Annotated in this window: 21 protein-coding genes and 5 pseudogenes; 13 read left to right on the top strand and 13 right to left on the bottom strand. The window is 38.8% G+C overall.

Annotated features, from left to right (window positions below):
• The 5 genes and pseudogenes from EKM77_RS10595 to EKM77_RS10985 all read left to right on the top strand — a co-directional run.
• Nucleotides 1-1,024: primase C-terminal domain-containing protein (locus EKM77_RS10595; RefSeq protein ID WP_125594025.1), on the top strand; the 1,024-nt coding region annotated here is incomplete at its 5' end.
• A gap of 161 nt (nt 1,025-1,185) precedes the next feature.
• Nucleotides 1,186-2,106 carry an IS30-like element ISLsa1 family transposase gene (locus tag EKM77_RS10590; protein WP_125594024.1) on the top strand — a complete coding sequence of 307 codons (921 nt, stop codon included), beginning with the start codon at nt 1,186-1,188 and terminating at the stop codon, nt 2,104-2,106.
• Nucleotides 2,107-2,121: 15 nt separating this feature from the next.
• Nucleotides 2,122-2,880: pseudogene (locus EKM77_RS10585) on the top strand (replication initiator protein A); the annotation flags it as partial.
• Nucleotides 2,881-3,139: 259 nt separating this feature from the next.
• The gene (locus EKM77_RS10580; protein ID WP_014564139.1) at nt 3,140-3,421 is read left to right on the top strand and encodes a type II toxin-antitoxin system RelB/DinJ family antitoxin; all 282 of its coding nucleotides are present in this window, start codon (nt 3,140-3,142) and stop codon (nt 3,419-3,421) included.
• Complete coding sequence (locus EKM77_RS10985) at nt 3,411-3,917, top strand: hypothetical protein (RefSeq protein WP_024748204.1); 507 nt, start codon at nt 3,411-3,413, stop codon at nt 3,915-3,917. Before EKM77_RS10580 ends, EKM77_RS10985 begins: the two co-directional genes overlap by 11 nt.
• Here the strand turns inward: EKM77_RS10985 and EKM77_RS10570 are convergent.
• Together EKM77_RS10570 and EKM77_RS10565 are read right to left on the bottom strand one after the other, a co-directional pair.
• On the bottom strand, nt 3,907-4,185 hold the full coding sequence (locus EKM77_RS10570; protein ID WP_125594023.1) for a DUF3847 domain-containing protein: 279 nt from the start codon (nt 4,183-4,185) through the stop codon (nt 3,907-3,909). The genes EKM77_RS10985 and EKM77_RS10570 overlap by 11 nt on opposite strands.
• A gap of 22 nt (nt 4,186-4,207) precedes the next feature.
• Nucleotides 4,208-4,435 carry a hypothetical protein gene (locus tag EKM77_RS10565; RefSeq protein ID WP_164507777.1) on the bottom strand — a complete coding sequence of 76 codons (228 nt, stop codon included), beginning with the start codon at nt 4,433-4,435 and terminating at the stop codon, nt 4,208-4,210.
• A 253-nt stretch (nt 4,436-4,688) separates the two neighbouring features.
• Between EKM77_RS10565 and mobQ the strand changes: the two genes are divergently transcribed.
• Nucleotides 4,689-6,749 (top strand): MobQ family relaxase, encoded by a 2,061-nt coding sequence (gene mobQ / locus EKM77_RS10560; protein WP_125594021.1) that lies wholly within the window; start codon nt 4,689-4,691, stop codon nt 6,747-6,749.
• A gap of 12 nt (nt 6,750-6,761) precedes the next feature.
• Nucleotides 6,762-6,985 (top strand): annotated as a pseudogene (locus EKM77_RS11190) (hypothetical protein); the annotation flags it as partial.
• A gap of 157 nt (nt 6,986-7,142) precedes the next feature.
• On the opposite strand, the gene EKM77_RS11185 reads toward EKM77_RS11190, so the two are convergent.
• Together EKM77_RS11185 and EKM77_RS10545 are read right to left on the bottom strand one after the other, a co-directional pair.
• Complete coding sequence (locus EKM77_RS11185; RefSeq protein ID WP_222843308.1) at nt 7,143-7,205, bottom strand: putative holin-like toxin; 63 nt, start codon at nt 7,203-7,205, stop codon at nt 7,143-7,145.
• A gap of 213 nt (nt 7,206-7,418) precedes the next feature.
• Nucleotides 7,419-7,730, bottom strand: a complete 312-nt coding sequence (locus EKM77_RS10545; protein WP_125594020.1) for a restriction endonuclease subunit S — start codon at nt 7,728-7,730, stop codon at nt 7,419-7,421.
• Between EKM77_RS10545 and EKM77_RS10540 the strand changes: the two genes are divergently transcribed.
• A complete protein-coding gene (locus EKM77_RS10540; protein WP_035454452.1) occupies nt 7,729-8,115 on the top strand; it encodes a hypothetical protein in 387 nt (128 codons plus the stop codon). The genes EKM77_RS10545 and EKM77_RS10540 overlap by 2 nt on opposite strands.
• Nucleotides 8,116-8,246: 131 nt before the next feature.
• Complete coding sequence (locus EKM77_RS10535) at nt 8,247-9,611, top strand: NAD(P)/FAD-dependent oxidoreductase (protein WP_046041507.1); 1,365 nt, start codon at nt 8,247-8,249, stop codon at nt 9,609-9,611.
• 106 nt (nt 9,612-9,717) lie between these two features.
• Here the strand turns inward: EKM77_RS10535 and EKM77_RS10530 are convergent, their stop codons facing one another.
• The 7 genes and pseudogenes from EKM77_RS10530 to amaP all read right to left on the bottom strand — a co-directional run bounded on the left by EKM77_RS10530 (nt 9,718) and on the right by amaP (nt 12,880).
• Nucleotides 9,718-10,113, bottom strand: a complete 396-nt coding sequence (locus EKM77_RS10530; RefSeq protein ID WP_125594019.1) for a helix-turn-helix domain-containing protein — start codon at nt 10,111-10,113, stop codon at nt 9,718-9,720.
• 251 nt (nt 10,114-10,364) lie between these two features.
• Nucleotides 10,365-10,760, bottom strand: a pseudogene (locus EKM77_RS10525) (SDR family oxidoreductase); the annotation flags it as partial.
• A 373-nt stretch (nt 10,761-11,133) separates the two neighbouring features.
• A complete protein-coding gene (locus EKM77_RS10520; RefSeq protein WP_081539454.1) occupies nt 11,134-11,274 on the bottom strand; it encodes a hypothetical protein in 141 nt (46 codons plus the stop codon).
• 11 nt (nt 11,275-11,285) lie between these two features.
• Nucleotides 11,286-11,537 carry a GlsB/YeaQ/YmgE family stress response membrane protein gene (locus EKM77_RS10515; protein WP_003680323.1) on the bottom strand — a complete coding sequence of 84 codons (252 nt, stop codon included), beginning with the start codon at nt 11,535-11,537 and terminating at the stop codon, nt 11,286-11,288.
• A gap of 15 nt (nt 11,538-11,552) precedes the next feature.
• The gene (locus tag EKM77_RS10510; RefSeq protein ID WP_125594017.1) at nt 11,553-12,095 is read right to left on the bottom strand and encodes an Asp23/Gls24 family envelope stress response protein; all 543 of its coding nucleotides are present in this window, start codon (nt 12,093-12,095) and stop codon (nt 11,553-11,555) included.
• Nucleotides 12,096-12,122: 27 nt separating this feature from the next.
• Nucleotides 12,123-12,308: a DUF2273 domain-containing protein gene (locus tag EKM77_RS10505; RefSeq protein ID WP_003596522.1), complete on the bottom strand. Its 186-nt coding sequence runs from the start codon at nt 12,306-12,308 to the stop codon at nt 12,123-12,125.
• Between the two features lie 11 nt (nt 12,309-12,319).
• Nucleotides 12,320-12,880: an alkaline shock response membrane anchor protein AmaP gene (gene amaP, locus EKM77_RS10500; protein ID WP_125594016.1), complete on the bottom strand. Its 561-nt coding sequence runs from the start codon at nt 12,878-12,880 to the stop codon at nt 12,320-12,322.
• Between the two features lie 197 nt (nt 12,881-13,077).
• On the opposite strand from amaP, the gene EKM77_RS10495 reads away from it, so the two are divergent.
• The 3 genes and pseudogenes from EKM77_RS10495 (at nt 13,078) to EKM77_RS10480 (ending at nt 16,391) form a co-directional block, all read left to right on the top strand.
• Entirely contained in the window at nt 13,078-13,662 is a 585-nt protein-coding gene (locus EKM77_RS10495) for a recombinase family protein (RefSeq protein WP_125594015.1), read from the top strand.
• A 359-nt stretch (nt 13,663-14,021) separates the two neighbouring features.
• Entirely contained in the window at nt 14,022-15,227 is a 1,206-nt protein-coding gene (locus tag EKM77_RS10490; RefSeq protein ID WP_125594014.1) for an NAD(P)/FAD-dependent oxidoreductase, read from the top strand.
• A 247-nt stretch (nt 15,228-15,474) separates the two neighbouring features.
• A pseudogene (locus tag EKM77_RS10480) lies at nt 15,475-16,391 on the top strand (IS30 family transposase).
• 148 nt (nt 16,392-16,539) lie between these two features.
• Here the strand turns inward: EKM77_RS10480 and prgO are convergent.
• Nucleotides 16,540-16,821, bottom strand: a complete 282-nt coding sequence (prgO, locus tag EKM77_RS10475; protein ID WP_042255044.1) for a DNA segregation protein PrgO — start codon at nt 16,819-16,821, stop codon at nt 16,540-16,542.
• Nucleotides 16,808-17,707 carry a ParA superfamily DNA segregation protein PrgP gene (prgP, locus tag EKM77_RS10470; RefSeq protein ID WP_042255042.1) on the bottom strand — a complete coding sequence of 300 codons (900 nt, stop codon included), beginning with the start codon at nt 17,705-17,707 and terminating at the stop codon, nt 16,808-16,810. Before prgP ends, prgO begins: the two co-directional genes overlap by 14 nt.
• Nucleotides 17,708-18,307: 600 nt before the next feature.
• Here prgP and EKM77_RS10465 point away from each other — a divergent pair.
• Nucleotides 18,308-18,884 (top strand): annotated as a pseudogene (locus EKM77_RS10465) (primase C-terminal domain-containing protein); the annotation flags it as partial.

Below are 18,884 nucleotides of genomic sequence, written 5' to 3'. Positions count from 1 at the left end.
TCAGTTTCCAGTCTTAAAAGCAGCCCAAAAAATGTCGAGTTTTGTGCGGCAGTGGATTCAAAAACGAGTGGCGGGGGTCGATGTCGGCTGCAATAACTTTGGAATTTTTCGAATTCCCCGGCAAGACAATCTAGTCTTTTTTGATGCACATATGTTGGTCCAGGTGAGCGCTCTGATGAAGTGGTCACAATATTATGCTGCCCAAGTTCCGGTTACGAAGCCGGATAAACGACAGGTGATTTCTCTAGTCCCAGATGAAGGTCGGCAGGTTGACCAAGCTTGGTTTAAAGCCTTATTGAAAGTGACAACAGTCAAATCAGGTCAAGGTTTAGCCCGTCACAACACGGTTTTGACGTTAGCTTTAGCGATGTATCAGTCAAAAATCTCGCAACAACGTGCGAGAGACGTGCTTGACGTCTTCAATTCAAATCTACATGATCCGTTGGCCGATCGCGAAGTTGTACAGTGCGTGAGAGACGCCTATTCAGGTAACTATCGGGGGGCAGCACTGAGTTATGTTCAAGGACTATTGGATCAATGGGTGCCTAATTTTTCAGGTAAAGTTGTTGCTGGGATTGGCTGGCATAAATTTGCTAAGCCGCGTGCCGAACGACAATACAGTCATGCCCACGAATGGCGTAACGATGTGCTTGCATTGATTAATCGAATGGGTGGTTCTGCCGCTTCGGTTGCCATGTCAACGCGTCAAATTCAAGCTGAATTAGGGATTTCTCCGGCGAGTTTGAATCGGGTTATGAAGCAACTACAAGCAACTTCGCAATTGAAGCGGGTGCAGCGTGGTAACCAGCCAACTTTATTGACGACGGTGACCATGTTATTTAAGTCGGCTATGGTGAGCCGTCAGGCTCAAAGTCAAGCGTGGACAGGGTATTTAACGACACTAATGCCAACTGTAAGCAAAAATGTTTATGAGCCAACAGTTGGTACTTTAACTGAGATACAAGCGGTGAGTGGTGATTCAGAGCCACCGTGGGGAATGGAGACGAGAAGAAGAACGGGGTGAAAAGTGCTGCTATCAATTGCCATAGGTATATATCTAGAATAGGCTTGTTGCTGTGTGAGGGTATTGTTAGTTTGGTATTAATCCGAACAGAAATTAAAAAGCCCAAAGCAATCACTTACAATGGTAGTAGCTAATTCCAACCAATATAGGGAGTGATTACTTTGGGTACATCTACTTTATCACGTTTTCAACGTGGCGCACTAGCACAACTGGTCAATGAGGGGAATAAATCTTACCAAGTAATGGCTGACGCCTTAGGCGTCGCCAAAGCTACGATTAGCTATGAGTTGGATCGGGTTAAACCTTATGATCCAGAATTAGCTCAGCAAGATGCAGATCGCAAAAGGCGGAATTGCGGTCGTCGTTCGATGCTGACGGCAGCATTAGCGACTTTAATTACCAATCACTTACGATTAACCTGGTCACCAGAAACCATTGCGGCCGCTTATAACTTGAGCACTGCGTCAATTTATAATTGGCTTAATCGTGGCTGGCTCCCCTTCAAATTGACTGATCTACCCAATCGGAATGTCCGCCAGCACCGAGTGAGCGAAAATCGTGGGAAATTTACAAGTGGGACTTTCATCGAACAACGGCCAACAACTGTTAATCAACGGTTAGCTTTTGGTCATTGGGAAGTAGATACGGTGCTTTCTAGTCGAAGTGAGTTACGATCATGTCTGGTTACATTCGTAGAACGTAAGACCCGACTTCTATGGGCCATCAAAGCCCCTAATAGAACGGCTAAGGCTCTAAACACCGCTTTTGGCAAGTTTATGGGGGCCTTCGGTCCCCAAGTAAAATCCATTACTGTTGATCATGGTAAAGAGTTTGCCAATTATCAGGCCTTAGAACAGGATTATCAGATCAAAGTTTATTTTTGCTATCCATATTCACCATGGGAGCGAGGTTCCAATGAATATTTTAATAGACGGTTACGCTGGTTCTTCCCGAAAAAGACCAATTTTAGCCAAGTAACGACTGATGAGATCCTAGCAGCACTTGAACTAATTAATCAACGACCATTAAAAATACATCATCAACAGACTGCCATTGAAAGATTCCGGGCTTGTTCGGATTAAACTTGTAATTTGCCTTGCCATAATCAAAAAGTCGTCAAAATTAAAAAAGAACTCGAATCCGCTCATTTGCTGATGCAAAAACAGCTGGGCTTTAACCCAAAAACAAAAAAGAATGAACCGAATCGCTTATATCTGTCCAAGCTCGATGTGAAAGCAACCGATGTCTATTTACGCGGTGAAGATAGCCCAAAAGTGTCTCAAACCCTTGCTACAAGCGGAACTGCAAAAAGTGCAGTTAATCTATATAAAGAACCTAAAGAAAAAGATAAAGATAGATACAAGATAGATACTCAAAAATTAAATTTTTCCACAGCCAATTTCTCACCAGCAGAAATTGAAAAACAAAACAAGGATTTGGTGAACCATGCTAATGACTTCTTAACTGATGAAGACAGTGGCTTACCCGTTTTCTTAGAACCAGAAGCCGTGCAATTACTTAGCTTCTGGTGCCGTACCCCACAACAAATGCGGCGCTTCATTGGCATTATCTTAAATGCTAAGTACCGAGTTGAGAAAGATCACAAAGATATTGGTGTCATAATCCCACTTGATGATGAGGAACTGAAACCTTTAATGACTAAAGCCTTGAGACGCTACTTTAACGCCCTGAGAAGCAATGAGAAGCACATCAAGAATGTTGAGAACTACTTATACGGCACCATGCAAAACCTATTTGGCGTTTGGTGGAATAAACAAGCGGCTAGAGAATATGCGGCCAAACACCCCGAAGAAGAAAAATCGGCCGACAACGATAACAGTGGGTTGTACTACTAGTCCTAAAAGGCTACAAAATCCTTTCTAAGAGATTTTAAGACTTACTAACCTAATTTAGCTTAAGTTAGATTTAAATGGTTTAAACATAAGAATAGGGGCTTTTAAATGAGTGTCAGAGCTAACCAGGCTAACCAGCTCAAAAGTTCAGCCTTTAGATCAACGCCAAGCTCAAGTGATTTGAGGCCAAGGCTTTATCTATTGATAAGGTACTCAAAAGGTAGTACAATGGTAGTAGCAAAATAAAGGAGATGAGACAATCATGGCAGTTAAGGAAAAGAAACGGGTCCAAGTCAAGATTGATAAAGATTTGGCCGATGATACCGAAGCAATTTTAAGCGAATTGGGCTTAAATCCAACCACGGCCATTAACATGTTTTACAAGCGGATTGTTGCTAATGGTGCTTTACCTTTTAATGCGTCTTTAAGCGAAGAAGAAAGAGCTAATTTACGCTTTTTAAAGGCGACCGAAGGGACACCAGTCACCGAGTTCAAAGACGCTAAAGAGGTCGCTGATTGGCTCAACGATCCAGATGAGGACTAATGACTTAGTCAGCCTATACGTTAGTTTTGTAGAAACTAACGGTGGCAAGTCTCGGCCAGTTTTAATTCGTCGGGTATCAGAACAGAAGGTCGAGGCTTTTAAAATTACTAGTCAGTATGAAAAGAAGTCGGCTTATATCAAGCAACAATATTATCCGATTCAAGATTGGCAATCCGCTGGGTTGAAGAAACCTTCCTGGGTCGATCTTGGTAATATTTATCGCTTTCCCAAAGCCGGTTTAAACTTTAAAGAAATCGGTCATTTAAGTAAGCTAGATCAAAATAAAATTTCAGATTTTACGCTTGACCTAAAATCAAAAAGAAGAGGTAAGGGTCAAAAGATAATTCAACAGCGATCAAGTAAAAGGAAGCACAAAGAAAGTAAAGCAGAGCTTACACAAAGAATTCAAAAACAGTTAAAAGACTTTGCTAAACACAATCCAGAAATTAAGCCAAAAAACAATCCTGAAAATAAAAACGATCGGCCTAGTTATTAGGTTGATCGTTTTTTAATTTATCCGATTTATGGGCGTTAACATAGTCAGCAAATGTTTTTAAAAGTTCTTCGGTTTGTTCGACCGAGAGGTTATTAGCTTGAAAGTACTTTTCTAATAAAGCCCCTTTTTGAATTAATCGGTGAGAACGGGCTTTGCGGGCTTGCCGATTTTCATAGTATTTAGATTGCCGTAATTTAAAATCTTCCCGCTCAATTTTTTGTTTTAAACGCTCTTGCTGCTCGACTAGTTTTTCATATTGATTAGACATGGAATTTCCCCATCTCGTATGGCTAATGATCTACGGACTTTATCTTTAAAAATTCAGAAAATTGCTTGGCTAAAAGCTTAATCTGATCGTTAGACAAATTAGCATAATCTAAATTGGCTTGACTGATGATTTGTTTACCTAGCCGTTGTTCAATCTTATTTTTTTCGTCCTTAATTTTTTGATTAAGGGCTTTTAATTTAGCTTCTTGTTTTTCTAAGTTACTTTGAGGCATAACGATCCCTCCAATCATATTAGAAATAATCACCGAAACTATATCATATAAGAAACGTTAAGTCAAAGTATAAAATTTGAAATAGCGAAGCGGAAGGCATACACTAAGTTAAAGTTAAGAGAATCAGAAGACTGAGTGAAATGAGGTCAATGCGCACTTACACATAGAAAATCTATGTCGTGTTAAAACCCCTAAAAAAACTGTATCAGAAGTCGCCTATGGCGATAACAAAAATCAAAAACAAAACCCTCAAAAGAAAGGAGACAACAGCATGGCAATTTTTCATATGAGTTTTCAAAATATAAGCGCAGGGAAAATGCGTAGTGCGGTTGCTAGTGCGAGTTATCGAAGTGGCGAAAAGTTGTTTTCTGATAAAGAGGGTAAGACCTATTCTTATGCAAGAGATGTTAAACCAGAAGCATTTATTTTAACACCAAAAAATGCCCCTGATTGGGCAAAAGATAGGCAAAAGTTATGGAATGAAGTTGAAGACAAAGACCGTAAAGAAAATTCACGTTACGCAAAAGAATTTAATGTTGCTTTACCTATCGAATTATCAACGGAAGAACAAAAAGAATTATTGACAGCGTATGTACAAGAAAATTTTGTTAATGCAGGCATGGTAGCAGATGTTGCTATTCACAGAGATAATACAGATAATCCGCATGCGCATGTTATGCTAACAAACCGCCCGTTTAATCCTGACGGAACATGGGGATTAAAGGCAAAAACACAATATATTTTAGATGAAAATGGAAATAAAACATTTACTAAAAGTGGCTTTCCAAGACAGAAGAAAGTTTGGTTAGTTGATTGGGATAAAAAAGAAAAAATAACTGAATGGCGGCACAATTGGGCGGCAAGTGTAAATCAGGCTTTAGAGCAAAAAAATATTCCCGATCGGATCAGCGAAAAATCATTTATCGAGGAGGGAATAGATGATACCCCAATGCAACATGAGGGAATCAATAGTAAGCGGCATGAAAGAAAAGAATTTAACCAACAAGTTAAGAACTATCGCAAGGCCAAAGCCAGTTATAAAAACAACCAAGAAAAAGTAATCAATAGAGGTCATTTAGATAGCCTAAGTAAACACTTATCGTTTAATGAAAAACGGGTAGTTAAAGAGTTAAGCCATGAACTGAAAACTTATATCAGTTTGGAGAACTTAGATGATAAACGGCGCATGCTATTTAATTGGAAAAACAGTACCTTAATTAAGCACGCTGTTGGTGAAGATGTCACTAAGCAATTATTGACGATTAACCAACAAGAAAGTTCACTAAAAAAAGCAGATGAACTCTTAAATAAAGTAGTTGATCGCACGACTAAAAAACTTTATCCAGAGCTTGATTTTGAACAGACAACCGCGGCTGAACGACGGGAATTGATTAAAGAAACTAATAGTGAACAAACGATTTTCAAAGGCAGTGAATTAAACGAACGTTTAATGAATATTCGTGATGATTTATTGGTCCGACAATTATTGACCTTTACCAAACGGCCATACGTTGGCTGGAAGATATTAATGCAACAAGAAAAGGAAGTCAAAATCGAGCTTAAATATACGCTGATGATTCATGATGATAGCTTAGAAAGTCTAGAACACGTTGATCAAGGTCTACTAGAAAAGTATTCACCAACCGAGCAGCAAAAGATTACTCGCGCAGTCAAAGATTTGCGAACAATCATGGCTGTTAAGCAAGTTATTCAAACCCAATACCAGGAAGTTTTAAGAAGAGCTTTTCCTAACGGCAATTTTAATGAATTACCAATGATTAAACAGGAACAAGCCTATACAGCCGTGATGTACTATGATCCTGTTTTAAAGCCATGTCAGGCTGAAGCAATTGAACAGTGGCAAGCAAATCCACCACAGGTGTTCAGTCCCCAAGAACATCAACAAGGACTAGCTTATTTATCGGGACAGCTTAGCTTAGATCAGTTAGAAAATCATCACTTACAACGGGTTTTAAAGCATGATGGCACTAAACAACTCTTTTTTGGCGAATGCAAAGCCGATCCGACGATTAAGAACAGTCAGATCGAGAAAATCCAAAAGCAGTTAAAAGGGCAACAAGCCAAGGACGACCAGTATAGAAAAGTAAATATTGGACATTATCAACCGCTAAATTACAAGCCAGTTAGTCCAAGCTACTACTTAAAGACGGCCTTTAGTAACGCAATCATGACCGCCCTATATGCTCGTGATGAAGATTACGAACGACAAAAACAGGCACGCGGCTTAAAAGAGACTGAGTGGGAAATGACGAAAAAGCAGCGGCAACACCAAACCCGGAACCGGCATGAAGATGGGGGTATGTACTTGTAATTCAAATGTAAAATAAAAAAGCTATCAGCCCGAGCGCTTAATCAGTTATATCAAGTTTGCAACGACAAGTTCAGCAAGCAAGGAACCCACAACAAAAATCAGAACTAAAGAATAAACTAAATGATATACACCATGAAATCAGTAATCGAACACAAAAACAGCTGCAAGCATTTGCTGAACAGAATCCGGAAATCAAACAACCCGAATCCGAACTTGATCAAAGTTTAAAACGTTAGCCAGTTTTTAAAGGGCATGCTATAATGGAGACAGAAAAAGGAAGCCCCGCCGAAAACAGGACTTCCCACGCAAGCCGCTTCAAAGGCGGTGGCATAATTACAAAACTATATTAATGTCGTCCCGTAACTCGCCAAAGTTATAATCGGGGCGGCTTTTTTATTTGTGGTGCTTGTCGATATAGCTGAGAAGCGCGATTAAAAACGTGCCAAACAGCAACATCAACGAGAGTGTCTGGAAGACGCTCATTGACTGTGAAACCTTCCTGAAGATTATTCCATGTTCCCATGGGCCTCACCTCGCAAGGGAAAAGACAGCCACCGCCCTTAAAACTTCCTGCGTAATCCATTATACAAGTGAATTAAGTATTGACCAAGCACAGTAAAAATTAAGTCATGGGGTTTCATAGGATCCTAAATTTGATCAAATTAAGAATCAGCAAAACATCTTTTGTAGATACCCTTTTTTAAGTTCTTGGAGTTTTTCAAGCTTACGCTGATGAAGAGCGATAGTTTTATCCAGACACCGCAGCAAGTAAGAAATTGGTTTTTGTTCTTTTGTATTTGGAATCAGAACTTGCCATTCAGTAAACACTGGTTTACGCAATGAAGGCACAGTTCCCTGAACGTTCATGCGAAGTGCGTGCTTACGGAATCCATGACGAAGCAGCTGAATAAGAAATTCTGTCATAACTTGGCGGTGTTTAGGAATATAGTTGAATAGCAGAACATAGGAGGTAAAAATCATGACAAAAATAATGAACGAAGATTTTTTAGATGTTTTACAAGACAAAGGGCCGGCAACGATTGTCTCGATTAATGGTAATCCAGCTAGCGTAGTTAATACTTGGTCACAATATATTAACGTGGTTTCTGATGATATAATTTTGATTCCAGCTGCGGGGATGCACTCGATTGAACAAGATTTTGAAAAAGATCCAAAACATGAACTGATCATTACGATTGGTTCTTACAATTATTCAGGAACCGCTGGAATGGGTCGCGGTTATCATATTCATGGCAGTGGTCAATTCATTAATGAAGGCGCATATTTTGACCAAATGAAAGCCCAATTTGATTGGATTCGCACTGTATTAGTTGTGAAGATTCATGATGTTGAGCAGAAGATATAGCAAAAAAGTTTGGAGCGTCAACTCCAAACTTTTATTTTTAATCAATTTATTGAGCAAAATATGATAGACATTAAGTAATAAGTGTTACCCTTGAAAATGTAATGAAGAAACTATTGTGTTAGGAGGATTTTATGGATAAACGTAAAATTGTAATTGTTGGTGCTTCACATGGTGGTCATGAATCAGCAATTGAGCTGTTGGATAAATATAATGATGTAGATGTAACTGTTTATGAAGCTGGCGACTTTATTTCATTTATGTCCTGTGGTATGCAATTATACTTAGAAAATAAAGTTACGGCTGAAGATGACGTCAGAAACTTTGCTCCTGAAGATGTTGAAAAGAAGGGCGGTCATGTTTATGCCAACCATGAAGTAACCGCGATTCATCCTGAACATAAGACAGTAACAGTTAAGGATTTAACCAATAATTCTGAAGAAGAAGTTCAATATGATAAGTTAATTCTTTCATCAGGTGTAACGCCAAAGTTTTTACCAGTACCTGGCAATGATCTTAAGAATATCTATTTAATGCGTGGACGTGATTGGGCTTCTAAGTTAATGAGTGCTGTTAACAATCCAGCAATTAAGAATGTTGCTATTGTTGGTGCTGGTTATATTGGTACTGAAGCTAGTGAAGTATTTGCTAAAGCTGGCAAGCATGTAACTTTAATGGACATGATTGATCGTCCATTAGGAACTTACTTGAACCCTGAATTGCTTGATGTTTTGGAACCTACCTTTAAGAAGAATATGGACTTGAAGATGGGCGTTAAAATTGAAGGCTTCAACGGTAATGAAAAAGTTGAAAGCGTCAAGACCGATCAAGGCGATATACCAGCTGACTTGGTTGTTGTTTCAGCAGGGGTAACTCCTAATACTGATTGGCTAAAGGACACAGTTGATTTAGATCAAAGAGGCTGGATTAAGACTGATCCATACTTGAGAACGAATGTTAAAGACGTTTACGCTATTGGAGATGCAATTTTGCCACTTTCTATTCCAGCAGGTAAGCCAATGCCAATTGCTTTAGCTACTACTGCTAGAAGAGAAGCACAATATGTGGTTGATCATATCTTTGAAGATAAGCCAGATCGCGCTTTCAAGGGTGTTATCGGTGCTTCAGCTCTTAGCGTCTTTGACTATCACTTCGCTACTGCGGGATTAAATAAGTTTTCAGCTGCTAAGAATAAGCTTGATTATCAAACTAGCTTCTATGAAGATCATATGCGTCCAGCTTATGTCCCAGAAGCAGATAATCCTAAGGTATATGTCAGCTTAACCTTTAATCCATATACTCACCAAATCTTAGGCGGTGCTGTCCTTTCTAAGTATGATATTACTGCTCAAGGCAATGTTTTAGCTTTGGCAATTAGTCATAAGATGCGCTTGGAAGACTTGGCTGAACAAGACTTCTTCTTCCAACCAGGATTTGACCGTCAATGGAGTTTGCTTAACCTAGCTGCTCAACATGCATTAGGTATGGCAAGATTCTAATTTAATTGTTAATAAAAATAAATTATAAAGATAAAAACTAGTCATGTTTAACGGCTCTTTGTCAAATCCTGTTGATAGAGAGTAAATGAATAGAATCAGGCAGTCATTAAAAGGCTGTTTGGTTCTTCTTTTTCTTGGCCATTAACGGTCGTCTCCCTCTGGGACGACGCCTTAATCCAATAACACCATAGTGATTGTATCTATATATCCATGAATTAACCTGGCTAGGTGATATTTTGAAGTAAATTGCAGTATCAAAGCGACTGATCTCATGTAGTTTATGATATTCTATCACGGATAATTTGAAATCTTGAGAATATTCTTTATGGGATTTTTTGGTTATCAAATAATTAAGTCCATTTGCTTCCGCTTCATGGACCCAGTGATAAATCGGTGATTTACTAGGCATTCCATATTTTTTCGATAATCCAAGTATAGAAATTTGTCCATCAAAATATTCATTTACTAATTTAACTTTGAATTCTGAAGAGTATTTGGTCATAAAAAAAGTGCTCCTAAAATTGTTAGATTATGTCTAACAATTTTAGGGCACTTCATTTATTTTCCCTTTTTAATGGTCTTAATGACTTGGTATAAACTTATTAAGAGTTGGAATAAAGTTAATAGATTTAACACTTTGTTTCTCGAAATTTTTTGCTTATTTATACTCATTCTTTAGCACCCTCTATACTTTGGATAAAATTAGAATTCTCGCGTAGATACGCGTAGATATAAGAAAGAAATTTAATTAAATTAGCCCCCCGTAACATTGATAGATGTAGCTGTTATATAACTAGCCGCATCTGAAGCCAGAAAAACATATGCTCCGGCTACTTCAGAGGGTTGCCCAGCTCTACCTAGGGGAGTATCCTTACCAAACGTAGGTATATTTTCTGCTAATTGTCCTCCTACCAATTGCAACGGTGTCCAAATAGGACCTGGAGCAACACTATTGACACGAATGCCTCGCTGAGCTAATTGTTTTGCTAACCCAAACGTTGTATTTTTAATTGCAGCCTTAGTCCCTGCATAATCAATTAAATATGCTGAAGGATCTTCTGCTTGAATAGAGTTAGTTGTTATGATGCTACTGCCGTTTGGCATATATTTCAATGCCTCCCTGACTAACCAAATTAAGCTGAAAACATTTGCAATCTACCTTATGGGCTTTAAAGGTTTAACACCATAAGCACCACCTCCGATTGGAAATAGCCACCGCCTTAACTTCTCTACTGGATCTATTATACAGTCAGCCTAGCTCTTTAACCAAATATAAAATTAAAGAATCAGTAAGAATACTATATTTATATCTGTAAAAACAGTTTTTAACTGCTAGGTCATAATGTATAGATAAATAAAAGCAAGCACCTATGTAAAAAAGTGCCTGCTTTGATTAATTATCAAAAAAATTCCAATCTATATTTATAAAGGGTTATCTTCCCAATTTAAATATTGATTAACTGATCTTCAATTGCTCAATTATTTACGTTCTAAGAAGCCTAATACAGATAAATTTGGCTAATTATCCATGTAATTTTTGTTGCAATGTATCACCAATGCCATCTACTTTCTTAGCAGCCAAGACGGTGCCACCGATGAGGACACCACCTACAATGAGCGTAGAAGCGATCATAAACTTAAATACATTTTTCAAGACGTCCATAAAATTCCCCCTTACTTTTTACTGGTTCGACCAACAACTAATGAAACAATCAGAACTAAAATAATTGCCCCAATGATCGATGGTATCAATGCCATGCCAGCTAACGAAGGGCCCCAAGTGCCAAGGAGCCCTTGGCCAATCCACGCACCGATTAAACCAGCTACGATGTTTGCAATCCAGCCCATAGCAGCACCACGGTTAGTGATTGCGCCAGCAATTGCACCAATGATTGCCCCGACGATTAATGACCAAATAAGTCCCATATTTACTCACCTCCTTTAGTTAACACGACTAGATTTATTGTCAGACGTTACTTTATCAACGCTGTCACCTAATGTTTCCTTCGATTTATTTGCGCCCTTACTGACGGCTTCCTTCGTTTTGTCTGTGGCATCGCTCACGCGATCTTGCAGAGAAATCGAATCTTTTTCATGTTGCCCCTTTGTCTTGACATCAACAACATTCACATTTACCTCAATTACTTCTAATTCGGTCATATTCTTTACTTCCCGAACGATAACATTTTTGATTTTGTCATACAGTTTAGAAATATCAATGCCGTATTCAGCAACAATGTCGAGATCCACTGCAACCTGCTTTTTTCCAACCTCTACATCAATTCCTGATGTAACATCTGAAGTATTAACTAGTTTTTCAGCAACATTTGCGAAAAAGCCGCCATCTACGGTTAATAAGCCATCTACTTCAGAAAGTGCGATACCAATGATCTTTTGAATAACCTTATCATCAAATGTTAAATTGCCTTTAACACCAGACTTCTCGTTAGTTGTTGTTTTCTCACTTGTCGTTCCATTCTGCATAATTTTTCCTCCTTATAATTCAAACAGTTATTTAAAAACATTTGTTAAGATACCAGTTTTTTGAATATAATAACCCGCGGTAATCCCGATTGCCATAAAAATCAAAACAAAAAGCGTCTTGAAAAATCCAAAAGTGATGATAAGGACCGCTAAGAGCAATCCCATAATTCCACCAATTAGTGGCCAAAAATAGGCTTTAATGAGTTCGGTCACGATATCACCTCCTAGATAACTCGAGATTTATGCACATTAGCGTCCAACTCATTAAAATCAACGAGTCTGATTTTAATTTTTTTCTGTTCAGAAATTCCAAGACAAATACGCAAATCTTTTTTTAATTGATTAAGAAAATTTGCAGTCTGTTTCTTGGCATTGACTGAATTTAGTAGATCACCCGATATTTTAAGTGTGATCCCTTTTCGTGATAACTTAGATGATACCTTGGGGTTGCCAATAAAGGGTTCATGTTGAAGTGCTGAAAGCGCAAAATGTTCAATAGCTTTCTTACTGACGGTCACTTGACCATCAGACTTTTGATGAAGATATAATGATTGTGACCGTGGCCAAAAAAGTGTGATAAGCAAAAAAATAATTAACAGTACCGCCAGAATTACTCCACTCCAAAAGAGGTATATCGGTTCGTACTGCTCCAACCAACCAAGCTTTAATGACATGGGTGTACTAGTACTAATGGCCGTTGACCAATTTTTAAAGACAAGAACTATGGATAAAGGAAATGCAAGGATAATAAAAACTACTATTAATGCCTTAAATATAAATCGCAAATCATCACCACCTTTACCATAATTATAGCAGGACAGTTTTGATGATGGAATTATATGCTCTTATAAGGAACCAATTAAGATTTTTGTTTGACTAAACCAATCTAGCCACTAGGGTATACCCTAATGGCCTTTTTTATTTCTGTGCTATACTAGGAATTACAAGTGTTCATTAGAACTGTCCAAAAGGAGAACTGAAAATGGCTAAAATCGGTTATGCGCGTGTGAGTTCCAAGGAGCAACATTTAGATCGACAGTTAGCGGCTTTAAAAGACGTTGATAAATTATTTACGGATAAATTAAGTGGGGCTAACACTAATCGGCCAGAACTGCAAAAAATGCTGGCCTATATTCGTGAGGGTGATATTGTAATGGTCACTGAATTAGATCGCTTAGGCAGAAACAACCATGATTTGACTAAGATCATGAACTCCATTCAAAATAAGGGTGCCACCCTAGATGTGTTGAATTTACCGTCCATGACAGGGATTGCTGACCCAAATTTACGTCAACTGATGACCAACTTGATTATTGAACTCTATAAGTATCAGGCCGAAAGTGAACGTAAGCGAATCATTGAGCGCCAGCAGCAAGGGATTGCCTTAGCTAAGCAGCAGGGTAAATATCATGGGCGTAAGCCCCAATACACCCAAGACGATCCCCGCTTGCAACATGCTTTTAAGCTTTATCAAACGGGTATGAGTGATGTAGATGTTGCCCGTAATACAGGGATTAAACGGACGACCTTTATCAGATATCGAAAGAAATTCAATATACAAAGATGATGTTTACATGAGAGAATCATAGCAGAGCGGACCACTTGAAACTTCTAACTCCACTAAAATCCGAGAAATGACCAAGAAAAATGACAACTCTTCGAATATTGTTACTTCAAATTAAAATCAAAAATGATTACCTTAAAAATTGAGGTTTTTTAATTAAAATAATATTATTTTATGCTGTGTTATCCGCAATTCTAAATCTGGATCATAGTGATATTTGATAGCTTTGTAGCAGTATGTAAATAAAATTATTATTCTGATAAAAGCAAGCAACGATTGACAATTCTGAGCGTTATTTTTCGAATCATGGCGTTTTTATATTACAATGATCCTAGAAAAAGTAAAGTTATGGAGGCGATTAGATGAGTGATTTGGATCAGACAAACAGCTATCGATACGTCATTGTTGGTGGCGGAGTGGTTGCTGGCTATGCCGTCAAGGGAATTCGACAGGAAGATTCAGAGGGTGAGATCTTAATTATTTCGCAAGAGGCGGATGTCCCATATGAACGACCGGCACTGAGTAAAAAACTATGGCTAGATGATGAATTTACTGAAGAGAACATTCAGATTGGTGCTGAAAATTATCCCAATGTGACTTTTAAGTTCAAGACAACGGTTACGGCTATTAATCGGCAAGATAAGGTCATTACATTGGACGATAGTGAGCAAATCAAGTATGAACAGCTATTGCTAGCAACTGGCGGAGAACCTAGACAAATCCAGGGACCTTCTGATCCACATGTGCTAGTCTTTAGACAGTGGTCAGATTATCGCAAGTTACGTAAATTTAGTGGTCCGAACAAGCGAGTTGTGATCATTGGTGGTGGATATGTTGGTACAGAGCTCGCATCGTCACTGACCCAAAATGAGACTGAAGTTACGATGATTTTTCCAGAAAAAGCGCTGGGTGAGGGTAAATTTCCTGAGCCTATTCGGACTGAGTATGAAGCCACGTTCAAACGCAATGGTGTCACACTGATGAGTGGTCAGTTTGTCCGATCATATCAACGCCAAGGTGACCACTTGACTCTATTGACAAAGGATGGTACGGTGATCGCAGCCGATACGATCATTGTTGGGTTAGGCGTTACGCCGCGGATTAGTTTAGCTGAAGACAGTTATTTGGATTTAGCTGATGGTGGTGTGAAAGTTAATGAGTATCTCAATACTAGTGACCCAGCCATCTGGTCTGCTGGAGATATTGCCTCTTATCCAGATCACATCTTGGGTCGGCAACGGATTGAGCACGTGGACCATGCCCGACTTTCTGGTGAATTAGTTGGCCGTAATATGGCAGGTGCTCACATGAGCTATCAGCATACCCCATACTTCTATTCCATGATTTTTGATATTTCCTGGCAAGCAATCGGTAATATTGATCCTAAATTGCAATTGATTTTTGATCGGCGAACGCATGGATCGCTTGTCTATTTCATAGATACCGATAAGTTAGTTGGTGTTTTAGTTTGGAATGTTAAGGTGGATCTTGATGATGTTCGCGCATTGCTTGCGAACGCTCCAGCTACAGATGATCTGGTGGGCTCCATTCGAGAGAAGAAGGCTTAGTATCTGGATAAGATATCGGTGAATCATTGCGTCATCACGAATGTACTTTAGAACAAAATGGCCATCATTAACGATGGCTCAGTAGCAAATAAAAACTAGCCTTGAGTCATTTTAAAGTGCATGAAGTGCAAACAAAAGTTAGACAAAAGGTAGATTGTAAAATTAATCCGAACGCTGTTCGGACAAAAAAGATCAGCTTCCTTTAAAATGGTGTTTACCACAAACCCATCTTTTAGGAGCTGATCTTTTGTCTAGTATAACCTATTCCGAACGAATTAAAATCGAAACCTTTTGTGAACTAGGGCTGTCCAATATCCAAATGGGCGTTCGGCTGAACCGATCACCGTCAACAATTTCTTATGAATTATCTCGATGTCAACCTTATCAGTCTGAATTAGCACAAACAGATGCCGAATACAAGCGATCGCGATGTGGTCGGAAAACTAAGCTGAGCGATGAGTTAAAGCAAAAAATTCTCAACCATTTACGTCTAAGCTGGTCACCAGGAATGATTGCTCACGAATTTAAACTAGCTACTAAATCTATTTATAATTGGCTAAATCAGGGGAGAATTGGTTTCTCCTTGAATGATCTACCTGAACATGGCGTAACGTTGACCAACGATCCAAATATAATCAATCTTTGGGGTGATCAATTGAACAGCGTCCCATGATGATTAATCAACGTAATCGCATCGGCGATTTTGAACTAGATACAGTCGTTGGTCCTCGTGGGCATAGTAAGGCAGTTTTATTAACTTTAATCGATCGAAAATCACGGTTCCTTTGGGCATACCGGTTAAAAGATCGGACGACAGCGACTGTTAATGAAGCACTAACTAAGTTCCTAACCACTTTTAATGGTCCGGTGCACAGCTTTACTGTGGACCGTGGCACTGAGTTTAGTGGGCTAGTATCACTTGAATCACAATATGGTATTAAGACCTATTACTGCCATGCTTATACTCCAGCTGAACGTGGTAGTAATGAACGCTTTAATCGGAATTTACGTTATTTTTATCCTAAAGGGACTCGTTTTGAGCACATTAGCGCTCAAGATTTAACGACGACGTTACTCCAAATTAACCAGCGACCGCTTAAAATACTCGACTGGCAAACACCGTATCAGGTTATGCTGACAAATTTGTCCAAAAATTCGGATTAAATTTGCAATCTACCTATAGTTTAATCTATGGAATCAGAAAAAGTATACTAGTGGAAAAGTATATTTAGCGACTAGTATACTTTTTAAAATGCTTGTTTATCAGTGATTATAGGCTAATTATCATAAGTATACTTTTATACTAGTATACTTATGACTGTTTTCTCTGATAAATGCTGTCGAAGATTTCTCTCTCTCTATCTGAAAGCGTGTTTTGCTTATATGCCTCAACAGCGCTTTCTACAAGTTCATACATTTTCACGTCTTTAATGTAAGCTAGACTCTTTATCGTGTCAAAAACAGGTGGATCGACCCTTAGGCTTTTTCTGTCCGCTGCGGAGTATTTAGTAGTTTTTTGTTCATCTCTGGAATCATCGACTGTTTTTTTTATGTTCACTTCGAAGTGATCAGCATCTTTTTTAATCAAGGCCATCAGCACTTATCTCCTTTCCAAGTGGTGTTAGTTTTTTGCCATTGAGATATTTTGGCGTGTAGACATAATCGTCAGCAATATCTCCTTTACTTTCGAATTGGTCTATTCTTTCCATTAATTCCGCGTAAAGATCGGAAAAGAGTGCGAACATAGCACGATCGTGGTAGTCTTCAAACTGAACTCCGTATTCACCATAATTTTCAAGGCGTAAGTGACTTTTGATAATGGCATTGAATATATTCTGTTTACCAAAATATTTAACGGTCTTATCAACAATGAGCTGTTCAACCGTGTGAGTTTTGTCAAGCATGACTAACAGTATTCCCGCGACCTGAACATTAATCTCGTCGCTGAAGTCATCGTATAGAGTTTGAAGATAAGTGTTGGTTAGTTCCTTTGAACCCTCAAATGCGAATCTCTTGGTTTCTTGCACAACAATTACATAGTCAGTTGCAACCATTATGTTGTCGACTTTTATATCTGTTGCTGGTGGAGTGTCTATAAAAATAAAGTCATAGTCGTCTTTGATTTTATCTAGTAATTTTTTGAAGTAAAAGGTTCGTTCGTGGACACCCTTTATATGGTCGGCTACCCATGTGCCCCAGTTTCGAAAATCAGAATCTCCTGCAATGGCATCTAGATTTTCTGTTAGATGCGTGATTCCCTTACTTAGATCCTTATCATTTAAGCATCTTGTTATAGAAGCGGGCCAATTTGATTTATTAAAGGTCATACCGAGCATGAATGTACTGTTTGCTTGGAGATCCATATCAATATGTAAAACCTTTTTATGGAAAACGGTGGCAAGAGTGATTGCGAACATCACATTATTGGTCGTCTTGCCAACGCCCCCTTTTTGGTTGCTTAAAGCGATTACGTACGTCATTGATAACACTCCTCTCATAAGTATACTTCTGCTACAAATATAGTATACCATATTGAAACCTGAAATCAAGCTTTTTTATCAAAAGTATACTAATATACTCTTATACTTTTACATTAGTATACTCGTGGATTTGTGGATTAATATACTAAAAAACATCAAAAGTATACTTTTGATGTTTTTGTTTACATTTTCTTTGTTATGGTGTATGGTTACCTTAAATAAAAGAAAAGCGCCACCCAACGGCAATTGGGAAGCACTCGACAAAAAAATCTTTTTCATTCAACTAAAGAGATTATACCAGCAAAATGGTAAGATGTCGAGAATGGTGTGATTTCAAAACGGTAGGGGACAAGCTGCCGGGTAAAAACAAAGGGGACACGTGTGGTGAGCGACTTCTGTGCAAATTCACTGGATCTAGTTAATTAGATCCGTAGGCGGTAATTTAAAAATTTAAAAGTTTATTCGGGGGTAGTCGGACTACGTCCACCTTAAGCAACTTGGCATAACGCTAAGTTGCTTTTTTGTCTGCGCTTTTTCGGTTTCTATGTCATTTCTATTAAGCTAACTTAGGTGTTTATTTTGAAAGGAGGTGAGCTCACCATGTACGATTTAAAGACGGTTCAGACTGCACAAAAGCTGGTATTACACGATTCATTACATACCTATAAAGTTAAAAATAGTCGTTCTAATATTGCCGGACAAGTGATGGAAACTCCTACAAAAAAAGGGGCCATTGCGCTCTTCAGCAGTAAAGATTCAATGCAAAAAGCACATGGTGTGGTTATCACCTCTTTTGAAGCACTTGACGCCATCGCCGATCGTATGACTCACTGGACGCCCAATACATTCAGCTGGCTTGGCTATACGCAAAATCGGTCGAGTGTTCGGGGACACCGGGAAGCTAACTTAGCTCAGATTAATACCTTGGTCGTTGATATTGATTTTGCCGACGTACAAGAACGAGACGCGCGTGAGCAAGAGGTCTTGGGGGCCGTAACCGTTGCTGACTTATTCATTCCCACGATGATTTTGCGGACTACGAAGGGATTCCATATCTACTACGTTTTTGATCAGCCTATGTTTTTGCGGAAAACACGCGGTCAGTTTCCAGTCTTAAAAGCAGCCCAAAAAATGTCGAGTTTTGTGCGGCAGTGGATTCAAAAACGAGTGGCGGGGG

Source organism: Companilactobacillus baiquanensis, assembly GCF_003946605.1.
In the GTDB taxonomy this organism is placed as follows: Bacteria; Bacillota; Bacilli; order Lactobacillales; family Lactobacillaceae; genus Companilactobacillus; species Companilactobacillus baiquanensis.
Note: the sequence above shows the minus strand (reverse complement) of the source record. Positions and strands in the feature narration are given on the sequence as shown.

Excerpts from the sequence above, each read along its gene's own strand:
- EKM77_RS10545 (WP_125594020.1), bottom strand. The coding sequence starts at position 7,730 with ATGATTTTTACCTCCTATGTTCTGCTATTCAACTATATTCCTAAACAC.
- prgP (WP_042255042.1), bottom strand. The coding sequence starts at position 17,707 with ATGACGTACGTAATCGCTTTAAGCAACCAAAAAGGGGGCGTTGGCAAG.
- EKM77_RS10530 (WP_125594019.1), bottom strand. The coding sequence starts at position 10,113 with ATGACCAAATACTCTTCAGAATTCAAAGTTAAATTAGTAAATGAATAT.
- EKM77_RS10535 (WP_046041507.1), top strand. The coding sequence starts at position 8,247 with ATGGATAAACGTAAAATTGTAATTGTTGGTGCTTCACATGGTGGTCAT.
- EKM77_RS10515 (WP_003680323.1), bottom strand. The coding sequence starts at position 11,537 with ATGGGACTTATTTGGTCATTAATCGTCGGGGCAATCATTGGTGCAATT.
- EKM77_RS10565 (WP_164507777.1), bottom strand. The coding sequence starts at position 4,435 with ATGATTGGAGGGATCGTTATGCCTCAAAGTAACTTAGAAAAACAAGAA.
- EKM77_RS10520 (WP_081539454.1), bottom strand. The coding sequence starts at position 11,274 with ATGGACGTCTTGAAAAATGTATTTAAGTTTATGATCGCTTCTACGCTC.
- EKM77_RS10570 (WP_125594023.1), bottom strand. The coding sequence starts at position 4,185 with ATGTCTAATCAATATGAAAAACTAGTCGAGCAGCAAGAGCGTTTAAAA.
- prgO (WP_042255044.1), bottom strand. The coding sequence starts at position 16,821 with ATGGCCTTGATTAAAAAAGATGCTGATCACTTCGAAGTGAACATAAAA.
- EKM77_RS10540 (WP_035454452.1), top strand. The coding sequence starts at position 7,729 with ATGACAAAAATAATGAACGAAGATTTTTTAGATGTTTTACAAGACAAA.
- EKM77_RS10580 (WP_014564139.1), top strand. The coding sequence starts at position 3,140 with ATGGCAGTTAAGGAAAAGAAACGGGTCCAAGTCAAGATTGATAAAGAT.
- EKM77_RS10510 (WP_125594017.1), bottom strand. The coding sequence starts at position 12,095 with ATGCAGAATGGAACGACAAGTGAGAAAACAACAACTAACGAGAAGTCT.
- EKM77_RS10985 (WP_024748204.1), top strand. The coding sequence starts at position 3,411 with ATGAGGACTAATGACTTAGTCAGCCTATACGTTAGTTTTGTAGAAACT.
- mobQ (WP_125594021.1), top strand. The coding sequence starts at position 4,689 with ATGGCAATTTTTCATATGAGTTTTCAAAATATAAGCGCAGGGAAAATG.
- EKM77_RS10490 (WP_125594014.1), top strand. The coding sequence starts at position 14,022 with ATGAGTGATTTGGATCAGACAAACAGCTATCGATACGTCATTGTTGGT.
- EKM77_RS10495 (WP_125594015.1), top strand. The coding sequence starts at position 13,078 with ATGGCTAAAATCGGTTATGCGCGTGTGAGTTCCAAGGAGCAACATTTA.